Annotated in this window: 20 protein-coding genes and 2 pseudogenes; 12 read left to right on the top strand and 10 right to left on the bottom strand. The window is 73.4% G+C overall.

What is annotated here, in order from left to right:
• Positions 1-341 precede the first annotated feature (341 nt).
• Positions 342-2561 carry a HelD family protein gene (locus JT362_RS32315; RefSeq protein ID WP_260195678.1) on the bottom strand — a complete coding sequence of 740 codons (2220 nt, stop codon included), beginning with the start codon at positions 2559-2561 and terminating at the stop codon, positions 342-344.
• Positions 2562-2602: 41 nt separating this feature from the next.
• Here JT362_RS32315 and JT362_RS32310 point away from each other — a divergent pair, with 41 nt between their 5' ends.
• On the top strand, positions 2603-3232 hold the full coding sequence (locus JT362_RS32310) for a TetR/AcrR family transcriptional regulator (RefSeq protein ID WP_260195677.1): 630 nt from the start codon (positions 2603-2605) through the stop codon (positions 3230-3232).
• A 51-nt stretch (positions 3233-3283) separates the two neighbouring features.
• Here the strand turns inward: JT362_RS32310 and JT362_RS32305 are convergent.
• Positions 3284-3941 (bottom strand): annotated as a pseudogene (locus tag JT362_RS32305) (NADP-dependent oxidoreductase); the annotation flags it as partial.
• Between the two features lie 242 nt (positions 3942-4183).
• Between JT362_RS32305 and msrA the strand changes: the two are divergent.
• Positions 4184-4690: a peptide-methionine (S)-S-oxide reductase MsrA gene (gene msrA, locus JT362_RS32300; protein WP_260195675.1), complete on the top strand. Its 507-nt coding sequence runs from the start codon at positions 4184-4186 to the stop codon at positions 4688-4690.
• Positions 4691-4696: 6 nt separating this feature from the next.
• Here msrA and JT362_RS32295 read toward each other — a convergent pair whose 3' ends face one another.
• From JT362_RS32295 to JT362_RS32285, 3 genes are read right to left on the bottom strand one after another with little or no spacing between them, the layout of a single operon-like run.
• Complete coding sequence (locus JT362_RS32295; protein ID WP_260195674.1) at positions 4697-5155, bottom strand: hypothetical protein; 459 nt, start codon at positions 5153-5155, stop codon at positions 4697-4699.
• 45 nt (positions 5156-5200) lie between these two features.
• Positions 5201-6049: a MerR family transcriptional regulator gene (locus JT362_RS32290; protein WP_260195673.1), complete on the bottom strand. Its 849-nt coding sequence runs from the start codon at positions 6047-6049 to the stop codon at positions 5201-5203.
• 15 nt (positions 6050-6064) lie between these two features.
• A complete protein-coding gene (locus JT362_RS32285; protein WP_260195672.1) occupies positions 6065-6406 on the bottom strand; it encodes a DUF3140 domain-containing protein in 342 nt (113 codons plus the stop codon).
• Positions 6407-6503: 97 nt separating this feature from the next.
• Between JT362_RS32285 and JT362_RS32280 the strand changes: the two genes are divergently transcribed.
• From JT362_RS32280 to JT362_RS32260, 5 genes are read left to right on the top strand one after another with little or no spacing between them, the layout of a single operon-like run.
• Positions 6504-6728, top strand: coding sequence for a hypervirulence associated TUDOR domain-containing protein (locus tag JT362_RS32280; RefSeq protein WP_260195671.1), 225 nt, complete (start codon positions 6504-6506; stop codon positions 6726-6728).
• Positions 6729-6738: 10 nt separating this feature from the next.
• Positions 6739-8214 carry a phytoene desaturase family protein gene (gene crtI, locus JT362_RS32275; protein ID WP_260195670.1) on the top strand — a complete coding sequence of 492 codons (1476 nt, stop codon included), beginning with the start codon at positions 6739-6741 and terminating at the stop codon, positions 8212-8214.
• Positions 8211-9158 carry a phytoene/squalene synthase family protein gene (locus JT362_RS32270; RefSeq protein ID WP_260195669.1) on the top strand — a complete coding sequence of 316 codons (948 nt, stop codon included), beginning with the start codon at positions 8211-8213 and terminating at the stop codon, positions 9156-9158. The genes crtI and JT362_RS32270 overlap by 4 nt, the downstream gene beginning before the upstream one ends.
• Positions 9155-9856 (top strand): methyltransferase, encoded by a 702-nt coding sequence (locus tag JT362_RS32265; RefSeq protein ID WP_260195668.1) that lies wholly within the window; start codon positions 9155-9157, stop codon positions 9854-9856. Before JT362_RS32270 ends, JT362_RS32265 begins: the two co-directional genes overlap by 4 nt.
• Before the next feature lie 10 nt (positions 9857-9866).
• Positions 9867-10604, top strand: a complete 738-nt coding sequence (locus tag JT362_RS32260) for a DUF1990 family protein (RefSeq protein WP_260195667.1) — start codon at positions 9867-9869, stop codon at positions 10602-10604.
• On the opposite strand, the gene JT362_RS32255 is transcribed toward JT362_RS32260, so the two are convergent.
• Positions 10568-11311 (bottom strand): DUF1990 family protein, encoded by a 744-nt coding sequence (locus JT362_RS32255; protein ID WP_260195666.1) that lies wholly within the window; start codon positions 11309-11311, stop codon positions 10568-10570. The two genes, JT362_RS32260 and JT362_RS32255, sit on opposite strands and share 37 nt — an antisense overlap.
• A 42-nt stretch (positions 11312-11353) precedes the next feature.
• Here JT362_RS32255 and JT362_RS32250 point away from each other — a divergent pair, with 42 nt between their 5' ends.
• Entirely contained in the window at positions 11354-11602 is a 249-nt protein-coding gene (locus JT362_RS32250) for a hypothetical protein (RefSeq protein ID WP_260195665.1), read from the top strand.
• Here JT362_RS32250 and JT362_RS32245 read toward each other — a convergent pair.
• Positions 11564-11962, bottom strand: a complete 399-nt coding sequence (locus JT362_RS32245; protein ID WP_260195664.1) for an STAS domain-containing protein — start codon at positions 11960-11962, stop codon at positions 11564-11566. The genes JT362_RS32250 and JT362_RS32245 overlap by 39 nt on opposite strands.
• 119 nt (positions 11963-12081) lie before the next feature.
• Positions 12082-13098, bottom strand: coding sequence for a Rieske (2Fe-2S) protein (locus JT362_RS32240; RefSeq protein ID WP_260195663.1), 1017 nt, complete (start codon positions 13096-13098; stop codon positions 12082-12084).
• 88 nt (positions 13099-13186) lie between these two features.
• On the opposite strand from JT362_RS32240, the gene JT362_RS32235 reads away from it, so the two are divergent.
• Positions 13187-14737: an FAD-dependent oxidoreductase gene (locus JT362_RS32235; protein WP_260195662.1), complete on the top strand. Its 1551-nt coding sequence runs from the start codon at positions 13187-13189 to the stop codon at positions 14735-14737.
• A gap of 9 nt (positions 14738-14746) precedes the next feature.
• On the opposite strand, the gene JT362_RS32230 is transcribed toward JT362_RS32235, so the two are convergent.
• Complete coding sequence (locus tag JT362_RS32230; protein WP_260195661.1) at positions 14747-15913, bottom strand: lycopene cyclase family protein; 1167 nt, start codon at positions 15911-15913, stop codon at positions 14747-14749.
• A 49-nt stretch (positions 15914-15962) separates the two neighbouring features.
• Here JT362_RS32230 and JT362_RS32225 point away from each other — a divergent pair, with 49 nt between their 5' ends.
• From JT362_RS32225 to JT362_RS32215, 3 genes are read left to right on the top strand one after another with little or no spacing between them, the layout of a single operon-like run.
• Positions 15963-16484: a DUF2231 domain-containing protein gene (locus JT362_RS32225; protein WP_260195660.1), complete on the top strand. Its 522-nt coding sequence runs from the start codon at positions 15963-15965 to the stop codon at positions 16482-16484.
• Positions 16481-17161: a DUF4383 domain-containing protein gene (locus JT362_RS35710; protein ID WP_375546589.1), complete on the top strand. Its 681-nt coding sequence runs from the start codon at positions 16481-16483 to the stop codon at positions 17159-17161. Before JT362_RS32225 ends, JT362_RS35710 begins: the two co-directional genes overlap by 4 nt.
• Positions 17158-17607, top strand: coding sequence for an SRPBCC family protein (locus JT362_RS32215; protein WP_260195659.1), 450 nt, complete (start codon positions 17158-17160; stop codon positions 17605-17607). Before JT362_RS35710 ends, JT362_RS32215 begins: the two co-directional genes overlap by 4 nt.
• Positions 17608-17617: 10 nt before the next feature.
• Here the strand turns inward: JT362_RS32215 and JT362_RS32210 are convergent.
• Positions 17618-18006: pseudogene (locus JT362_RS32210) on the bottom strand (NAD(P)/FAD-dependent oxidoreductase); the annotation flags it as partial.

Below are 18006 nucleotides of genomic sequence, written 5' to 3'. Positions count from 1 at the left end.
CTGTTCGGTCGGCACTGCCAGGACGGAATCAGCCCCTTCCCCGGTTGTCGTCGAACAGGCAGATTTCGGAGCCCGAACAGCACGGGGCGGCAGCGTGATCGAGAACTCTCAAACTGGGCGAGGGGAATACGCGAACGCTGCCTGGTCGAGGAACATCGGCACGCTGCGGGTGACGTAGGCGGCCACGGCCGCCCTCGACCGCGTGGTACTTCTCGGCCGCCTCGTCGCGGAGCAGTACCTCGCCGTTCACCGCGGACGCGGTCAGCGGGGTGAGCCGCAGGGAAACAGCCGATCTTGGAACAGACCCTGGTCTGCGGACGAACGTGGGCGATGCGGAACTGTCAAGGTTTGCGTTCCTGGATCCGGAGCAGTTCGCCCGGTACCGGGCCGGGGTGCACGATGCCCAGTTGCCGGGTGGCGCGGGTCATGGCGACGTAGAGGTCGTTGTGGCCCAGCGGGGCGGCGAGGATCGCGGCCGGATCGACGATCAGCACGGCATCGAATTCCAGTCCTTTGGCCTGGGCGGGCGTCAGCACGACTACGGGGTCGCTGATCGTGGGTGGCCTGGGGAGGCGCAACGTCGACTCGAACAAGGCTCGGTGGGCCGGTGGGGTGATGATCGCGAGCTGGCCGTTGGTGTGTTCGGTGACGACTTCGGTGACGACGTCGGGCAGGTCGGCGGGTGTGGTGTGTTGGCGCCAGGGTGATTCACCGGCGGCCCGTACGGACCGGGGTCGCCGCAGGTCGGGGTGGTGCGTGGCGAAAAGGTCGTCGGTGGCGGTCATGATCTCCGCCGGGGTTCGGTAGTTGATGCTGAGCTGGGCCAATCGCCAGCGGTCGTCCACGTGCGGCCGCAGAACGGCTTCCCAGGACGAGGCGCCGGCCGGGTCGCTGGTCTGGGCGAGGTCGCCGACGATGGTCATCGATCTGGTGGGGCAGCGGCGCATCACCATCCGCGAGGCCATCGGGGACAGTTCCTGTGCTTCGTCGACCACCACGTGTCCGTACGTCACCCCGCCTTCGGCTCCGATCATGGCCGCGGCCTCGTCCAGCAACGGAATGTCCGGCGTGCTCCACTGCTTGTTCTGGTTGGCGAACAGGTCGGCCACCACCTGCTGCGCGGTCAGCGGTGGCCACAGCTCGTCCAGCACGTGGCGCACCGCAACGTCGGCCAGCAAGGCGCTGCGCAGGTGGGTGACGTCGACCTCGTCCAGGAGGCGTTTCGGGGCGTCACGGTCCTCATCACCGTCAGGGTCCAGCACCACGCCGGCGGCGGCCAGCGCACGCACGTCGGCGACGCTGAGCCGGCCGTCGGCGCTGCCACCGTCGATAACCTCGCCGGTGTCGGTGAACACCACACCCTCCATCCGGTCGATCAGGCGCTGTGCGAGCAGCTCGACGATCCGTTGCTGGAACACCAGCCGTGCCTGGTTGTGCGGTAGTCCCGTCCCGGACGCCATGGCCAGAGCGCGGCGGCACTCCGGCGGATCCAGCCGCACCGCCTGCTGCTCGAACTCCACCTCGACCGGTTCGTCGGGACCGCGCACCCGCGAACGGACCATCGCGGCGATCCGGTCGACCATGTCGGCCCGGCCCTTGGCCTCGGCGATCTCGGGTGGGTCAGTGCGGTTGACCCGAACGTCCGGACGTAGCTGGGCGATGGTCCCCGTCACCACGGCGTGCTCGCCCAGACCGGGCAGCACCTGCCCGATGTAGTCCAGGAAGACCTCGCTGGGGCCGACGATCAGCACACCCCGCGTGCGCAGGTGTGGACGGGTGTACAGCAGGTAGGCCAGCCGGTGCAGTGCGACCGCGGTCTTGCCCGTCCCCGGGCCACCCTGCACCACCAGCACCCCGGCGTATCCGTCGGGGACGATGCGGTCCTGCTCGGTCTGCAGCGTGGTCACGATGTCGCGCATCCGACCGGTTCGATCCGCCGTCAGCGCCGCCACCAACGCGGCCTCCCCGACCAGGGCACCTTCCTCGGCGGTGTCCGGATCGAGCAGTTCGTCGTCCAGCGCGAGGACCACGCGTCCTCGGGTCGTGATGCGTCGTCGCCGTCGGACGCCGTGCGCGGCGGCCATGGTCGCGGTGTAGAACGGGCGGGCCGCCGGTGCTCGCCAGTCGAGAAGCAACGGCTCCTCATCCTCGTCCCGGAACAGTCCCAGGCGGCCGATGTAGACGCGGCGTCCGTCACGCAGGTCCAACCGCCCGAAGCACAGTCCGTCCTCGACGGATTCCAGTCGAGCCAGTTCCGCCTGCCACAACGCCGTCGTCTCCCGATCCGCGCCGGCATCCCGAGCCGTGGACAGCCAGGTCGCCGCCTGTTCGCGTAGGGCGTCCAGTCTGGCGTACAGGGCGGTCACGTACTCCTGCTCGAGAACAACCTGACGATCGGCCTCGTTGCTGGTCGGCACCCCGGAAACTCCCCACTGCTCGGTGATCGGTGGCACCGAGCGTGCACGGCGAGATCGCGAAGAAACAGTCTTGTTCTTTCCGGGGGGTTCAGCCGCCCGAACGAATTCGGGGGGTGACGGTCCATGCGTTCGCGGCTGGGCCATTCCGGCGAGCGCGCTGTGATCGAAGAGGTAGCCTCAGGCCTGTGAGCAGGCCGGGGAACGCGCAGCGGGCGCGGAAACTGACGCCCCGCGGGGCCGCCACCCGTGCCCGCATCGTGACGGCTGCCGCCGAGCTGATGTACGTCAAAGGCGTGAACGCGACCACGCTCGACGACGTGCGGGCCGCGAGCAACACCAGCAAGTCCCAGCTCTACAACCACTTCCCGGACAAGGAGGAGCTGGTGCGCGCCGTCGTCGCGGCGCGGGCGGCGCAGATTCTCGAGCGTGAGCGCGGTTCCCTTGAGCGCTTGAAGACGTTCCGCGGTCTGGTTCGCTGGCGCGACGCGCTGGTGCAGCGGAACGCGTTGCGGAACGGCGCCCACGGCTGCGTGCTCGGCTCGTTGGCCAGCGAGCTCGCCGACCAGGACGACCAGGCCCGCACCACGCTCGCCGAGTCGTTCGTGGAATGGGAGGGGCTGCTCGCCGCCGGGCTGCGGCGGATGCGGGACAGCGGGGTGCTGAAGCCCGACGCCGATCCGGAGCGGCTCGCGACCGGTTTGCTGGCGGCCGTGCAGGGTGGGTACCTGCTCGCTGAGACCGCGCACGACATCGCGCCCATGGAGATCGCCCTCGACATGGCGCTCGACCACGTGCGGTCGTACCTCACGGCGTGACGGCGTCGCGGGTAGCGATAGGCGTGGCCCGGGCAGGCCGGAGTCGATGTCTCAGGGGTGGACGCGGATGATCGTCTTTCCGGTGGGCCGCGTGGTCGGGTTGAAGGCGGTGACGGCGTCGTCGAGGGTCACGACGGTGCGGATGTTCGTCCGGAGCCGGCCGTCGCGGAGCCGCTGGACGATCTCAGCCAGTTGGGCGCGATCGGGCTCGACGACGAAGTCGACCGCCAGGCCCTCGGGCGGGCGCGCCTCGGGCGGGCCGGCGATGGTCACCAGCACGCCGCCGGCTCGGACCAGGCCCGCGGACCGCTTTCCGACGTCGCCGCCGATGACGTCGAAGACCAGGTCGACGGTGCCGACCTCGTCCAGGGCGTCGTTGTCGAGGTCGACGAACTCGCGTGCGCCGAAGTCGAGGGCCGGCCGGCGGTCGGCGGTACGTCCGGTGCCGATGACGTAGGCCCCGGCCTCGCGGGCGAGCCGCGTCACCACCGCGCCGACGCCACCGGCCGCACCGTGCACGAGGACGCTCTGCCCCGGGCTCGAAGCGGCCGTGCACGAACAGGCCCTGCCACGCGGTCAGACCCGAGACCGGCAGGCTCGCGGCCACCGTGAAGTCGACGTCGCCCGGCAGCGGTGCGAGGTTGCGTGCCTCGACGGCCACGTACTCGGCCAGGGTGCCGTCGCGCGTCCAGTCGGTGAGCCCGAACAGGTCATCCCGGCCGTTCCCGCGGTCTCGTCGGTCACCACGATCGCCTTCATCCGGCGCCTCCGGTCAGAGCCGAGCGATTGATAGGTGGTCCGGCAGGTCCATTGGATGACCATGAACAGTCGTTTCGCGCGAGAACTGGACCTTTTGGTCCATATAATAGGCTGGTCATGGGAATACGGCCAGCCCCTGTGGCGTCTGTACCGATACCTGGTCTCGCGCCGCAAGGCGGGTAAGGAGATGACATGACCACCGAGAAGGCGATCCTCGCCGGCGGCTGCTTCTGGGGCATGGAGGAGCTGTTCCGGCACCAGCCCGGCGTCGTGTCCACGCGCGTGGGCTACAGCGGCGGCGACGTCCCGAACGCCACCTACCGCAACCACGGCACCCACGCGGAGTCCATCGAGGTCGTCTACGACCCCGAGAAGACCGACTTCCGCGCGCTGCTCGAGTTCTTCTTCCAGGTGCACGACCCCTCGACGAAGAACCGCCAGGGCAACGACATCGGCACCAGCTACCGCTCCGCGATCTTCTACACCAGCGACGAGCAGAAGCGGGTCGCCGAGGACACGATCGCCGACGTCGACGCGTCGGGCCTGTGGCCGGGCAAGGTCGTCACCGAGGTCACCCCGGCGGGCGACTTCTGGCAGGCCGAGCCCGAGCACCAGGACTACCTGCAGAAGTACCCCAACGGCTACACCTGCCACTACCCCCGCCCGGAATGGAAGCTCCCGAAGCGGGCGACGGCCTGACCACGGTCACCGGGGCGACGGTCCCGGGCTGGCCTCGTGACCCGGTTCGCCCCGGGAGCGGCGGGTGCGCTTGAGGTCGGCCTCGTACACGTGCGGGAGGCCCCGGGTCAGCTCGCGGGCCTCGCGTTCGAGGTCGCGGAACACGCTGTAGTACGTGTCCTCGTAGTCCTCGATGACCTGGAACGTCCACCGGCCGGGCAGGACGTTGCGGCCGAGGAGCTCGCGGGACAGCCGTTCCGCGAGCCCCTGATGGCCGGCCTCCGCGAGCAGCCGGATCGCGTGTTCGAGCTTGAAGTCGGCCGAGCCGGTGATCTGGTGGAACGCGTACAGGTGCCCCCTGGCCACCTCGACCGTCTCCAGCGCCTCGGTCAGCGCGCCGACCGCCACGACCGTCCGGTCGTCCAGCCCGTCGCGCCACGGGCCGTCGACGAGTCTCGGGTCGGCGCCGTCCGGTGTGTGGGTCATGCCCGGGAGTACCCGACAGCGGGCAAGCGATGCACAACCGGTGCGCTACGCCAGCTCGGCCAGTGCGGCGTCGAGGGTGGGGAGGTATCCGGCACTCGCGCGGCGGCGCGCGGACCAGCCGGGCCCGGCCGTCAGAACACGCGGTGGGAGCCGGCGGAGGCGGCGCAGTGCGTCGACCTGGGCGGTGTCCGGCCGGTGCGCCCACAGCACGACGGCCGCCGGCGACAGGGTCCTGGCGGCGGCGACCAGGCCGGCGGTGGGCAGGCCGGCGCCGAGCATCCGGACCGGGACGTGTCGCTCGGTGAGCGCGGCGGCCAGTGCCTCCAGCGGCAGGGTGTGCTGTTCGTCCTCGACGCACGCCAGCAGGACGGTGGGCCGGGCCTCCTCGGGCACGGCGGGCGGGACGTGGTGCAGTGCCGCCGCGATCGCCCACGACAGCACGTGTTCCCTCGGCACGCAGGTCGCCGGCGCGGGGTCCGCCCGCTGCTCGTGCTCGACCTCGACCAGGGCGGGCCGGCAGACGGTGTCCCAGACCGGGACGATCCCGTAGGTTCCGACGGCCTCGGTCAGCACGGCCTGGCAGGTGCGGCTGTCCAGGCTTCGGCTCGCCTCGAGCAACCGGTCCCGCGCCGCCCCGAGGCCCGGCTCGGCCGGTTGGACGGCGGCGATCCGGGCCGCGTCGGAGGCCAGGACGCCCGACCGGATGAGGTCCCGCATGCGCTCCAGGCGGACGATGTCCTCGCGGGTGTACCGGCGGTACCCGCCCGGGCGGTCGGCGTGCGGGGGAACGCCGTACCGGCGGTGCCAGGACCGCAGCGTCGTCTCGGCGACGCCGAGTGAACGGGCCACCTGCCCCGCGGTGTGGGGCCCGCCCGCGTCACCTCGCTGGGCCATTCGGCCATCCTCGCACTATGTGCGGAGGGGATCGTGGCCCCAGTTCATCAGGGAGTGGCGCCAGCGGCTGCCCTCGATCTCGCTGTCCGGCTTGTCCGGTCGCTGGGCCAGGTGGCGGTGCACGTAGCCCACGACGGTGCGCATGTGGTCGTAGTCGTCGTCGGTCAGGTCGTCGCGCCTGGTCCTGAGCAGGGACACGATGCGGCGGCCCGACTCGTGGCCGATGGCCTCGCCCTCGCGCTTGTCGCCGACGGACTTGGACTCGTCGGTGTCGAGCCACTGCTCCAGCTGCTTGGCGGTGAGGTTGACCGCGTCGTCGAACTCCTCGCGCACCCGCTCGCGTTCGTCGCTGTCCATGCCCTTCTCCTTCCCCGTGTGATCCGGCGCGGGCGGGGTACCCGTGCGCCGACAAGCGACGCACAACCGACGCAACACGTTCGGGGAAGGTGCCATCATGGCGAAGCATCCGTTCCGGCCGGGCGACGAGGTCGAGTGGTCCAGCCACGGCTCAACAGCCCACGGCGAGGTCGAGGAGGAGATCACCGAGGACACCGAGGCCGCCGGGCGGACCGTGCGGGCGTCGGAGGACGATCCGCAGTACCGGGTGCGCAGCGACAAGAGCGGGAAGGACGCGGTGCACAGGCCGAGCGCGCTGCGCCGGCGCCCGAAGTCCGACTGAGCCCGCGCGGATGCGGACGGTCGGCGGGCGCACGGACCGGGTGGTGGTGGTCGGCGCCGGGCTGTCCGGGCTCGCCGCCGCCCTGCACCTGGCCGGCCGGGGCCGCGAGGTGACCGTGCTGGAACGCGCGGCGGTGCCCGGTGGGCGTGCCGGGCGGCTGGATGTCGGCGGGTACCGGGTGGACACCGGGCCGACCGTGCTGACCATGCGGGACGTGCTGGCGGAGACGTTCGCCTCGGTCGGGGACACGGTCGAGCGCAGGCTGGAGCTGCTGCCGCTGTCGCCCGCGTACGAGGCGCGGTTCGCGGACGGCTCGCGGCTCGCGGTGCACAGCGAGCCCGACGCGATGGTCGACGAGGTCCGGCGGTTCGCGGGCGACGCCGAGGCGCGCGGGTACCTGCGGCTGCGGGACTGGCTCGGCCGGCTGTACCGGGCCCAGTACGACCGGTTCATCGCGGCCAACGTGGACTCGCCGTTCGCGCTGGTCTCCCCCGACCTGGCCCGGCTCGCGGCGCTGGGCGGGTTCGGGTCGCTGCACGGGCGGGTCGCGCGGTTCCTGCGGGACGATCGGCTGCGGCGGGTGTTCACCTTCCAGTCCCTGTACGCCGGGATGGCGCCCCGGCACGCGCTGGCGGTGTACGGGGTGATCGCCTACATGGACACCGTCGCCGGGGTGTTCTTCCCGCGTGGCGGGGTGCGCGCGTTACCGGACGCGCTCGCGGCGTCGGCCGCCGACGCGAAGGTGGACCTGCGGTACGGGATGACCGTGACCGGCCTGGAACGGCGGGGGGACCGGGTCACCGGGGTGTGTACGGACACCGGCGAGCGGTTCGGGTGCGACGCCGTCGTGCTGACCACCGAGCCGGCGTACGCGTACCGGCTGCTGGGGCGGGCGCCGCGGCGGCCGGTGCGGCTGCGGGCGGCGCCGTCGGCGGTCGTGGTGCACCTCGGCGTTCCGGCCGGGGCGGAGACCGCGCATCATGTGCTGAGCTTCGGCGACGCCTGGCGGGGCACGTTCGACGAGCTGATCCGGCGCGGGCGGACGATGACCGATCCGTCGCTGCTGGTCACCCGGCCGACCGCGACCGACCCCGGCCTCGCCCCGCCCGGCCGGGATCTGCTCTCCGTGCTGGCCCCGGTGCCGAACCTGGACCGCGGCCGGATCGACTGGGACGCCCGCGGACACGACTACGCCGAAGAGGTGATCGAGGTGGCGACCCGACGCGTGCCCGGCCTCCCGCACGACGCGCGGATCCTGGCGGTGCTCACGCCGGCCGACTGGGCCAGGCTCGGGATGACCGCCGGCACGCCGTTCAGCTACGCGCACTCGCTCGCGCAGACCGGGCCCTTCCGGCCGGGCAACTTCCCCCGCTCGTCGGCGAACGCGGTACTGGCCGGAGCGGGGACCGTGCCCGGGGTCGGCGTGCCGACGGCGCTGATCTCCGGGCGGCTCGCGGCCGACCGGATCACCGGGCGGACGCCATGAGCGACCGCGAACTGGACGCCGCCGGGATCCGGGATCCGGAGCTGCGGGCCGCCTACCGCCGGTGCCGCGCGCTGAACGCCGAACACGGCCGCACGTACTTCCTCGCCACCCGGCTGCTGGCCGCCGACCAGCGGCCCGGGGTGCACGCCCTGTACGGGTTCGCCCGGTACGTGGACAACGTGGTGGACGAGCCGGACGCCGGTTCCAGTGCGGCCGAGGTGCGGGCGCGCCTGGACGACGCCGAGCGGCACCTGCGCGACGGGCTGGCGTCGGGGCGCGGCAGGCACCCGGTCATCGCGGCGGTGGTGGACACCGCGGCCCGGTACGACATCGACCCGGCGCTGTTCACCGCGTTCCTGGAGTCGATGCGGATGGATCTCACCGTCCGGGGCTACGCCACCCGCGCCGAGCTGGCGGTGTACGTGCACGGGTCGGCCAGGGTGATCGGGCTGCAGATGCTGCCGGTGCTCGGCACGGTCACCGATCCGGCGGAGGCGGCGCCGAGAGCCGCCGCGCTGGGCGAGGCGTTCCAGCTGACGAACTTCCTCCGCGACGTCGCCGAGGACCTCGACCGGGACCGGGTCTACCTGCCGGCTGACGAGCTGACCGCGTTCGACGTGGACCGTGAGCGGCTGCGCTGGTGCCGGGAGCGGGGGCACGCCGACCAGCGGGTGCGGCGGGCGCTCGCCGACCAGGTGGCCAGGACGCGCGCGCTGTACCGGGAGGCGGCGCCCGGGGTGGCGATGCTCCGTCCGGCGTCCCGGCCGTGCATCGCGACCGCGTTCACGCTGTACTCGGAGATCCTGGACCGGATCGAGGCCATGGACCACGACGTGTTCGCGCGCCGGGCCGTGGTCGGCAACGCCCGGCGGGCCGCGGTGGCGGCACCGGCGGTGCTCCGGTCGCTGTTGGCGCGCCGGCGGACCAGGGAGGTGGCGCGGTGAACGACCCCGCGGCGGTGACGGCGGCGTTCGATGCGGGCGCCGGGACCTACGACGAGCTGACCGGCCACAACCCCGGCTACCACGAGCACCTCCGGGTCTCCGCGCGCCGGCTCGGGCTGAGCGGCGACGGCGTGCGGGTGCTGGACGTCGGTTGCGGCACCGGCGCGTCGACGGCGGCGTTGCTGGCCGCGGCGCCCGGCGCGGAGATCGTCGGGGTCGACGCGTCGGCCGGCATGCTGGCCATGGCGGCCGCGAAGCCGTGGCCGGACACCGTGCGGTTCGTGCACAGCGCGGTGGAGGATCTCGGCGGCGCGGACCTCGGGGGCCCGTTCGACGCGGTGTTCGCCGCCTACCTGGTCCGCAACCTCGCCGACCCCGACCCCCAGCTGCGGGCGCTGCACGCGTTGCTGCGGCCGGGCGGGCGGCTGGCCGTGCACGAGTACGTCGCCGGCCGGACGCGTGGGGTCCGCCTGCGCTGGGCCGTGGTGTGCTGGGGGATCGTCATCCCGCTGGCCGCGGTGAAGGGCGGCGGGGTGCCGCTGTACCGGCACCTGTGGCGCAGTGTCGCCACCTTCGACAACGCGCCGGCCTTCGCGGACCGGCTCACCCGGGCGGGCTACGTCGACGTGCGCACCGAGCCGATGTCCGGCTGGCAGCGCGGCATCGAGTACACGTTCACCGCCCGCCGGGGCGGGTAGTCAGGGGGCGATGGTTTCCCACCGACGGCTCCGCATCGGTCGCGCGGACCCCGCTCCGGCATTGGCCGCGCTGCGGGGGCGCGCGGTCAACTACGACCGGGCCGAGGTGCGCCGCCCGGCGTGGAACCTCGACGAGCACCGGTGCGTCCTCGGCCTGGAGCCGCCGGGGCCCGCGGTGCCTGGCGGGCTGTGGTCGGTGGCCTGCGAGCTCGTGCGCGACTACGAGTTCACCCCGCCCGGCCTGGTGCGGGCGGTCTACGACCCGAGAGTGCCGCTGTTGGGCCGGGAACTGCTGTTGGAGGGCCGGTTCAGCGCGCTGCGCTTCCAGATGGGCGTGCGGATCACCTCGCTCGTGGACGCCGACGATCCGGCGCGGGACGTGTTCGGGTGGGGCTACGAGACGCTCGACGGCCACCTCGAACGGGGTGAGGTCGTCTACCGGGTGGTCAAGCACCGGGACTCGGGTCACGTGGAGTTCACCGCGACCTCGCACTCCCAGGTGGACCCCCGGCTCGGGCCGGTGCTGCGGCTCGGCTGGGCCCTGTTCGGGCGCCGGACCCAGCTGCGGTTCTACCGCGAGATCCAGGGGCGGATGCGGGGCCTCGTGCGGGAGCGGGCCGTGCGGCCACCGTCGGCCGGCGCGACGGACGGGCTGGTGACGGTGCCGGCCGGGGTGGAGCCGCATCCGCTGGACCGTTTCGCGCTGTACAGCTACGACCCGGCGCGCTCGCGGCTGCACGCCTCGTGAACGCCGGCCTCGTCGTCGAGCCGGCGGGTGGTGACGTGCACGCCGTCGCGCACCCGTCCGCCGGCGACCCGCGCCGCGCCGAGGCAGTAGCGCACCCACATGTTGAGCTGGATCTCCTTGGCCACCCGCAACCGCGCGTACAGCAGGTCGACGAGCCGGCTCGCGCAGCGGTGCCAGGTCTCGATGGTGAACCTCACCGCCGGCCCGTCGGACCGGGCCCGGAACTCCACCTGCCCGGCCTCCAGATGCCCGACCAGGGTCGCCAACCGGAACGACCGGTCGGTCGAGTCGACCACCCGGACCGGGCCGTCCCAGGGCGACGGCATCCGCACCACGTACTCGTCGCCGACCCGCACCGTCCGGTCGGGACCGTCGAGTTTGCAGAACACCGCGGCCTCGGTCGGCGCGGCCGCGTTCAGGTCCGCCGCGAGCGCCGCGATCAGCCGCTCCGGCCCGAGCGCGGCGTCCACGACGCACACCTCGAACACCCGGTGCCACAGCGCGCCCCTGCCGGCGGCGATCGGCTGGCTCCGGTCGTCGACCACCGACGCGGGCAGCGTGGGCGGCAGGTCACCGGAGTCGCCACGGGTCTCCGTGCGGTGCAACGGGGTGGTCATCCACAGGTACCGCCAGGACACGAGCAGCAACCCGAACGGCCACCGCACCATCGTGCGTGCCGTCCGCCCGAGCATGAACCGTTCCGGCACGGGCATCCTCCCGTCACACCGCCGAGCCAAGGAGTTCCCGCGATGCGCGTGACCACACCTCGACCAGCCTCACCGATCCCGCGGTTCCTGCTGCGCACCGGACTGCGCGGCGCCCATCTGCACACCATGTCGGCCGCGGCCGTCGGCCTGTGCATCGGTCTGTGGCTGCGGGCCAAGACCGTCGACCAGGACGAACGCGGCAACGCGGAGCGCCGCGCGTTGTTCGTCGGGCTCTGGCCGCCCACGCTGTGGCTACTCGGCGACTCCCTCGATCGCGCCGGCGACAGCTGAGTAGCAGGCCAGTCGCCGGTCGAGCCCGGTGATGCACAGGACTCGGTCCACACTCCCCGGTCGGATGATCAGCCGGAGCCGCCGGCCGGCGTCGCGCATCCGCTGGTCGACGCGGGCGAGGGCGGCGAGCCCGGCGGCACCGAGGAAGGTGACGGCGGACAGGTCGAGGACCAGGTCCCGGATTCCCTCGTCGGGGTACTGGTCGAGTAACACGTCGACCCGCGACACTGTCGCGAGGTCGATCTCGCCGGCGACCTCGATCACCGTCGCGGTCGTGCTTGGCCGGGTCACCGCGAACCGGAGCGGCGGCGCGGAAGCTCTGCGGCGTGCGCGGGTACAGGTGAGGTAGGTGACGGACACGGGAACCATCCAAACGGGAACCGAGCCGTCGGGCTCGGTAGACGACATGGCTGTTGGCTCAACCGTTCGCGGCTATTCTACTATGACACGGCCGGGTGCGTCGGTTGTGCGTCGGTTGGTTACGGGGCGGAGCGCAGGGCGTAGCGGCGCTCGGCGTAGGCGAGGTCGTCGCGCCACAGCCGGGTGGCGGCGCGGCGCATCAGCGGGCGCAGGGCGGGGGCGAAGCGGGCGGCGGTGCCGAAGCCGCGGCGGTCGGAGGTGGCGATGGTCGCCTCGATGACGCTGGTGCGGGGGCGGCCGTCGGCGCCGGGCGCCCGGGGTGTCGCGTGCGTCTCCACCACGCTGTCCCGGCCCTCGCCGTCGATGATGCGCATGGCCAGGGTGCGGGGCTCCGGGCTGGTGAACTCGGCCCGCACCGGCACGCCGACCCGGCGGCCGAGGCGGAACGTCACGTCGACGACGAACCGGTCGTGCTCGTCCGGCAGGTCGGCCTCGGGGTCCGGGGCGGACAGCACGGTCAGCCGGGTGAACGAGTACGGGTGGAACCAGGCGCCGTGCCAGGGGTCGAGCCGGTTGGCGATCACGTCGTCGGGCTCGCAGGTGCCGGTGACCGTGGCGACCGCGGCGACGCTGGACGCGAGCGCGGGGCGGCGGCCGAGGACCGGGGCGGGCAGGGGCGGCTCGCCGCCGAGGTCGTCGAGCCGCACCCAGGCCAGCACGCCGTCGTCGTGGGTGGGCAGCGGGGACCAGCCGGGGCCGCCGGTCTCGTCCAGCGGCAGGCCGTGCCAGCGGCAGCGCAGAGTGCCGCAGTCGACGCGACCCTCGGCCAGCGGAGCGCCGAGGTGCGGGCACGCCCCCGGCCCGGCGATCAGGCGGCCGGACGGACCGCGCCAGGCGACCAGCTCGTGCCGGCCGATCGTGCCGCCGTACGGGCGGTCGGAGCGGATGTCGGTGCTCGCGGCCAGTACGAACCAGTTCCCGGACGGGCGGGCGGCCGCGCGTTTGGCGGCCGCGTCGATCAGGTCCGGGCGCGCGTCCCGGTAGGTCGGTCGCTGGCTCGCCCACTCGACCGGGTCGATCGGGCTCAGCGGCACGTCGGCGGGCAGTCGGGCGAGAACGCGGTCGAGCAGTGACATCTCGTTCCTCCATCCGCTCGGCACGCCGCGATTATGCGCCGGGCGCGGTGGTTCTGCCGGTTCTCGCGGGTCCTGCGACGATCGGACCATGCTCCGACTTCCCCCCGCCGGGCGTCCGGGTCGGGATCGTGGCGCGGTCGTGTTGCCCGGTGCGCCCGGGTACGCCAGTGCCGCCGAGCTGGCCGAGCGGCCGAGGGTGGCGGTCGTGGGCGGCGGGATAGCGGGGGTGGCCGCGGCGGTCGGACTGGTGGAGCGCGGGGTCGCGGTGCACCTGTTCGAGCGGGAGGCCGACCTCGGTGGCCGGCTGCGTGGCTGGCCGACCACCGCCGACGGGCTGCCGACCACGATGAGCCGGGGGTTCCACGCGTTCTTCCGCCAGTACTACAACCTGCGCGCCCTGCTCCGCCGCGTCGACCCGGCCCTGACCGCGCTGCGACCGATCGCGGACTACCCGTTGCTGCACACCGACGGCACCACCGAGACCTTCGCCGGGCTGCCCCGTACCCCACCGTGGAACCTCGCCGGGTTCGTGCTCCGCAGCAAGGCCTTCACCCTGGCCGACGTGCGCCGGATGAGCCCCGGTGTCGGCGTGTCGCTGTTCGACGTGTCCGTACCGAGGATCTACGCCGAGCTGGACTCGGTCGACGCCACCAGCTACCTGCGGGACATCGGGTTCCCGCCGGCCGCGCGGCACCTGGCGTTCGAGGTGTTCTCCCGCAGCTTCTTCGCCGACCCCACCGAGTTGTCGGCGGCCGAGCTGGCCACCATGTTCCACATCTACTTCCTCGGCTCCAGCGAGGGCCTGCTGTTCGACGTCCCCCGCGGCCCCTTCTGCCGCACTCTCTGGCGACCACTCCGCGCTCACCTGGAACGGTCCGGTGCGCGGGTCGAGCTGTCGTGCCCGGTCGACCGGATCGACCGGGCGGGCGACGGGTACCTGGTGCGCACCGACGCGGGAACCACCGAGGTCGACGGGGTCGTGCTGGCCACCGAGGTGCCCGCGCTGCGCCGGCTCGTCGACGCCTCCCCCGGCCTCGGCGACCCCGCCTGGCGGGCCCGGGTCGGCGCCCTGCGTTCCGCGCCGCCGTTCCTGGTGAGCCGGTTGTGGCTGGACCGCCCGGCCCGCGCCGACCGCGCGCCCTTCCTCGGCACCAGCGGCTTCACCCACCTGGACAACGTCAGCGTGCTCGACCTGTTCGACGACGACGCCCGCGTCTGGCGCCGGCGCACCGGCGGATCGGTCGTCGAACTGCACGCCTACGCCCTCGACAGCCGCGACCAGGACGCCGTCGTCCGGGTCGCCGTCGAGGAGATGCGCGCGGTCTACCCCGAACTGCGGCGGGCGCGGGTGCGGCACGAGGAACACGTGCTGGCCGAGGACTGCCCCCTGTTCGCACCAGGAACGTTCGCCACCCGCCCGACCGTCACCACCGGCGACCCGACGCTGGTGCTGGCCGGTGACGGGATCCGGGTCGATCTGCCCGTCGCGCTCATGGAACGTGCGGCGACCACCGGCTTCCACGCCGCGAACACCCTGCTGGAGCGGTGGCGGCTGCGCGGCCACGACCTGTGGACCGTCGGCAACCGCGGCCGGTCCGCGCTGCTGCGCCGGGTGGCCAGGCGGTCACGCGCCGGTTGACCGGTTCGTTCACGACGGCGACGGTGTCCCGACGGACCGTGGCAGGACGCCGGCGGTCATCGCGGCCCGTAGCCGCCAGGACGCGGCGCGGTAGAAGGCGACCATCGCCGCCATCGTCCCCTTCGGATCGTCGCGGCCGCAGAGGTACGCGTGCTGCAGTTCCTCGGGGATCGCGAAGAAGGCGTCGAAGAACTCCGGTACCCGAGCGGGCGGCAACGCCAGCAACGTGCGCAGGCCCCAGGACCGCAGCCGCCGCACTCGCCGGGCGCCCGCCGGCCACAGCTCCGCCCGCGCGGCGCGGTGGGCCGCTTCGGCTCCCCGGGGCAGGGCGTCCGCGATCGCGCCGGCGAGCAGCGGGGCCACGGTCAGCGACTCCCCGACGCTGTAGCCGGTGGCCGGGTGCATCATGCCGGCCGCGACGCCGAACGGCACCACGCCGCCGCGCCCCCGCGACCACGGGACGTCCATCGCGAACCGCACCTGCTCGGTGCCGATCCGCGCGTCGAGGTCCACGCCGGCGTCCGTCAGGCGTCGGGTCAGGCGGTGCTTCAGCTCGTTGAGCGACAGGCCGGGGCTGCGGGCGAGCGAGGTCTCCTCCAGCAGCACCCGCTCGCCGGGGAGCGGCACGGAGTACAGGAACGTGGGCCAGCCGGCGCCGGAACGGTCCCATCGCATGAGGATCCCCTCGCCCCGCGCCACGACCGGGGCGGCCGCCGCCGAGGGGAAGACCATCCCGAAGGCGGTCTGTTCGGTCCGGGCACCGCGCCGCGCGCCGCCGGAGAGCACGCGGCGTTGCCCGGTGGCGTCGACGACCAGCCGGCACCGCAACCGCGTCCCGGACGCCAGCACGACCGTCGTGGTGTCGTCTCCGTGCTCGGTGGCGACGACGGAGTCGGTGATCCGGCGGACGGGGGTGGCGGCGTAGGCGGTGAGCACGGAGTCGTTGTCGAGCACCGCGTACTCGCGGCGCAGGGATCGTTCGCCCGCCCACAGCGTCGTCGCGGGAACCACGGCGGATCCGGCCGGGAGGTTCGGGGTCTGCGAGGTCCACAGGCCGTAGGTCGCGGTCCAGCCGTCGGTGGGCGCGACCAGGACGGTGTCCAACCGGGCCCTGGCGCAGTGGTCGGCGAGCGCCCAGCCCGCGGGCCCCGCGCCGACGACGACGACCTCGGTCACGAGCCTCACCGTACGCGGTTCGGGTTTCCCTGCGCGGGTACACGCGGGCATGAGGAATGTGCTACGCAAGGCGGAGTCCGTCACGGCGGTCGACGGGCCGGCGCGGGCGGTCGCGGACACGGCGCGCCGGGTGGTGCTCGGCAGCCGGGCCGGGAACCTGCTGCGCGGGTCGTGGCTGGGGCACCCGGTGCACCCGCTGCTGGTGACGCTGCCGATCGGGGCGTGGACCAGCGGGCTGGTCCTCGACCTCACCGGGCGGCGGAACGCGGCGCGGCAGCTGGTGGCGGTCGGGCTGGCGGCGACGCCGCCGACGGTGCTGGCCGGGCTCGCCGACTTCGCGGACCTGGACACCCGGCAGCGCCGGGTCGGCCTGCTGCACGCGTCGGCGAACCTGGTCGCGGCCGGGGCGTTCCTGTGCTCGTACCGGTGCCGGCTGCGCGGCCGGCACCGGGCGGGGACGGTGTGGAGCACGCTCGGTCTGCTGGCCATCGGTGCGGGCGGGGCGCTCGGCGGGCACCTGGCGTACGCGCAGGGCGCGGGCGTCGGCCGCTGGGAAGGGGCCGGCCGGTGACCACGCGGACCCAGCACTACCGCGCCAGGGGCGGTACCGACGACCAGGTGCACCTGGTGGACGCGGGCACCGACGCGCTGCTCGACCCGTCGCCGTACCGCACGCGTTGCGGGCAGTCGGTGCTGGAGGTCTACAACGGCGGCCCGGACGCCACCTGCCCGGTGTGCCTCGACGAACCCGCCTCCGACGAGCCGGCCCGGGGCGGCATCCCGAAGACGCCGGACACCTCGACGACCATCGGACGCCGGGATCCGGGGCGGCTGGTCGCGGTGGCCGTCGCGGCGGTGTTCCTGCTGGTCGGGATCCTCGGGTTCGTGCCAGGGGTGACGACCGGCGAGCTGGCGTTCGCGGGGCACGGTTCCGAGGCGATGCTGTTCGGGGTGTTCGCGGTCTCGGTGCTGCACAACCTCGTGCACCTCGCGCTGGGCGCGGTCGGGCTCGCGCTCGCGGCGTCCGAACGCGGTGCGCGGGTGTTCCTGGTCGGCGGCGCGGCGATCTACCTGGCGCTGTGGCTGTACGGGGTGCTCGGCCCGGCCGACGTGGTGCCGATCAACGACGCGGACAACTGGCTGCACCTGTTCCTGGCGGCCGGCATGGCGGGGCTCGCCTTCCTGGTCGGCACGCCGCGCCGGTCGACGAACACGCCCATGCACCCCACGGAAGGCGGCGAACGATGACCGAGGTGAGTATGACCGTGGCGACCTCGCCGGACCGCGTGTTCGACGTGCTGGCCGACGGCTGGCTGTACGTCGGGTGGGTGGTCGGCGCGGCACACATCCGCGACGTGGACCCGGGCTGGCCGGCCGTGGGGACCAGGCTCCACCACAGCGTCGGCCCGTGGCCGTTCCTCGTGCACGACACGACGACCGTCCGCGCGCTCGACCGCCCGAGGACGATGGAGCTGGACGCCGGCCTGTGGCCGTTCGGCGCCGCGCGAGTCCGGTTGGAGCTGACCGAGACCGATCCCGGCACGACCGAGATCCGGATGATCGAGCAGGTGGTCGCCGGGCCCGGCCGGGTCCTGCCGGAGCCCGTGCAGGCGCTGCTGCTGGTACCCCGCAACCGCGAGTCCCTCCGCCGGCTCGCCGACCTCGCCGTCGGCCGGGAGGAAGCCGGCAAGTGACCTGCCCGGTTCAGCGGTAGAGCGCGCGGTGGGCGGTGTTGATGGTGGCGCGGTAGGCGGGTCCGGTGAAGCGGTGGCGGGTGAGGGCGGTGTGGGCGGCGTTGTTGCCGGGTGCGCCGTGGACGGCGCCGCCGGGGTGGGCGGAGGCGCTGGCGAGGTAGAGGTGGTCGATCGGGGTGTCGGCGCGGCCGAGGCCGGGGACGGGGCGGAGGAAGAGTTGTTGGTGGATGGCGGCGGTGCCGGCGTTGATCGCGCCGTCGACGAGGCTGGGATCGTGGGTCTCCAACTCGTGCGGTCCGTGGATGGTGCGGGCGAGGATCCGGTCACGGAACCCGGGGGCTCGCTGGTCGATGACCTGCTCGATGAGGTCCGCATGTCGTTGCAGCCGGTCTGGGGGCC

The sequence above is a fragment of the Actinophytocola gossypii genome (genome assembly GCF_025165815.1).
In the GTDB taxonomy this organism is placed as follows: domain Bacteria; phylum Actinomycetota; class Actinomycetes; order Mycobacteriales; family Pseudonocardiaceae; genus Actinophytocola; species Actinophytocola gossypii.
This window is presented reverse-complemented; position numbering and strand designations above follow the sequence as displayed.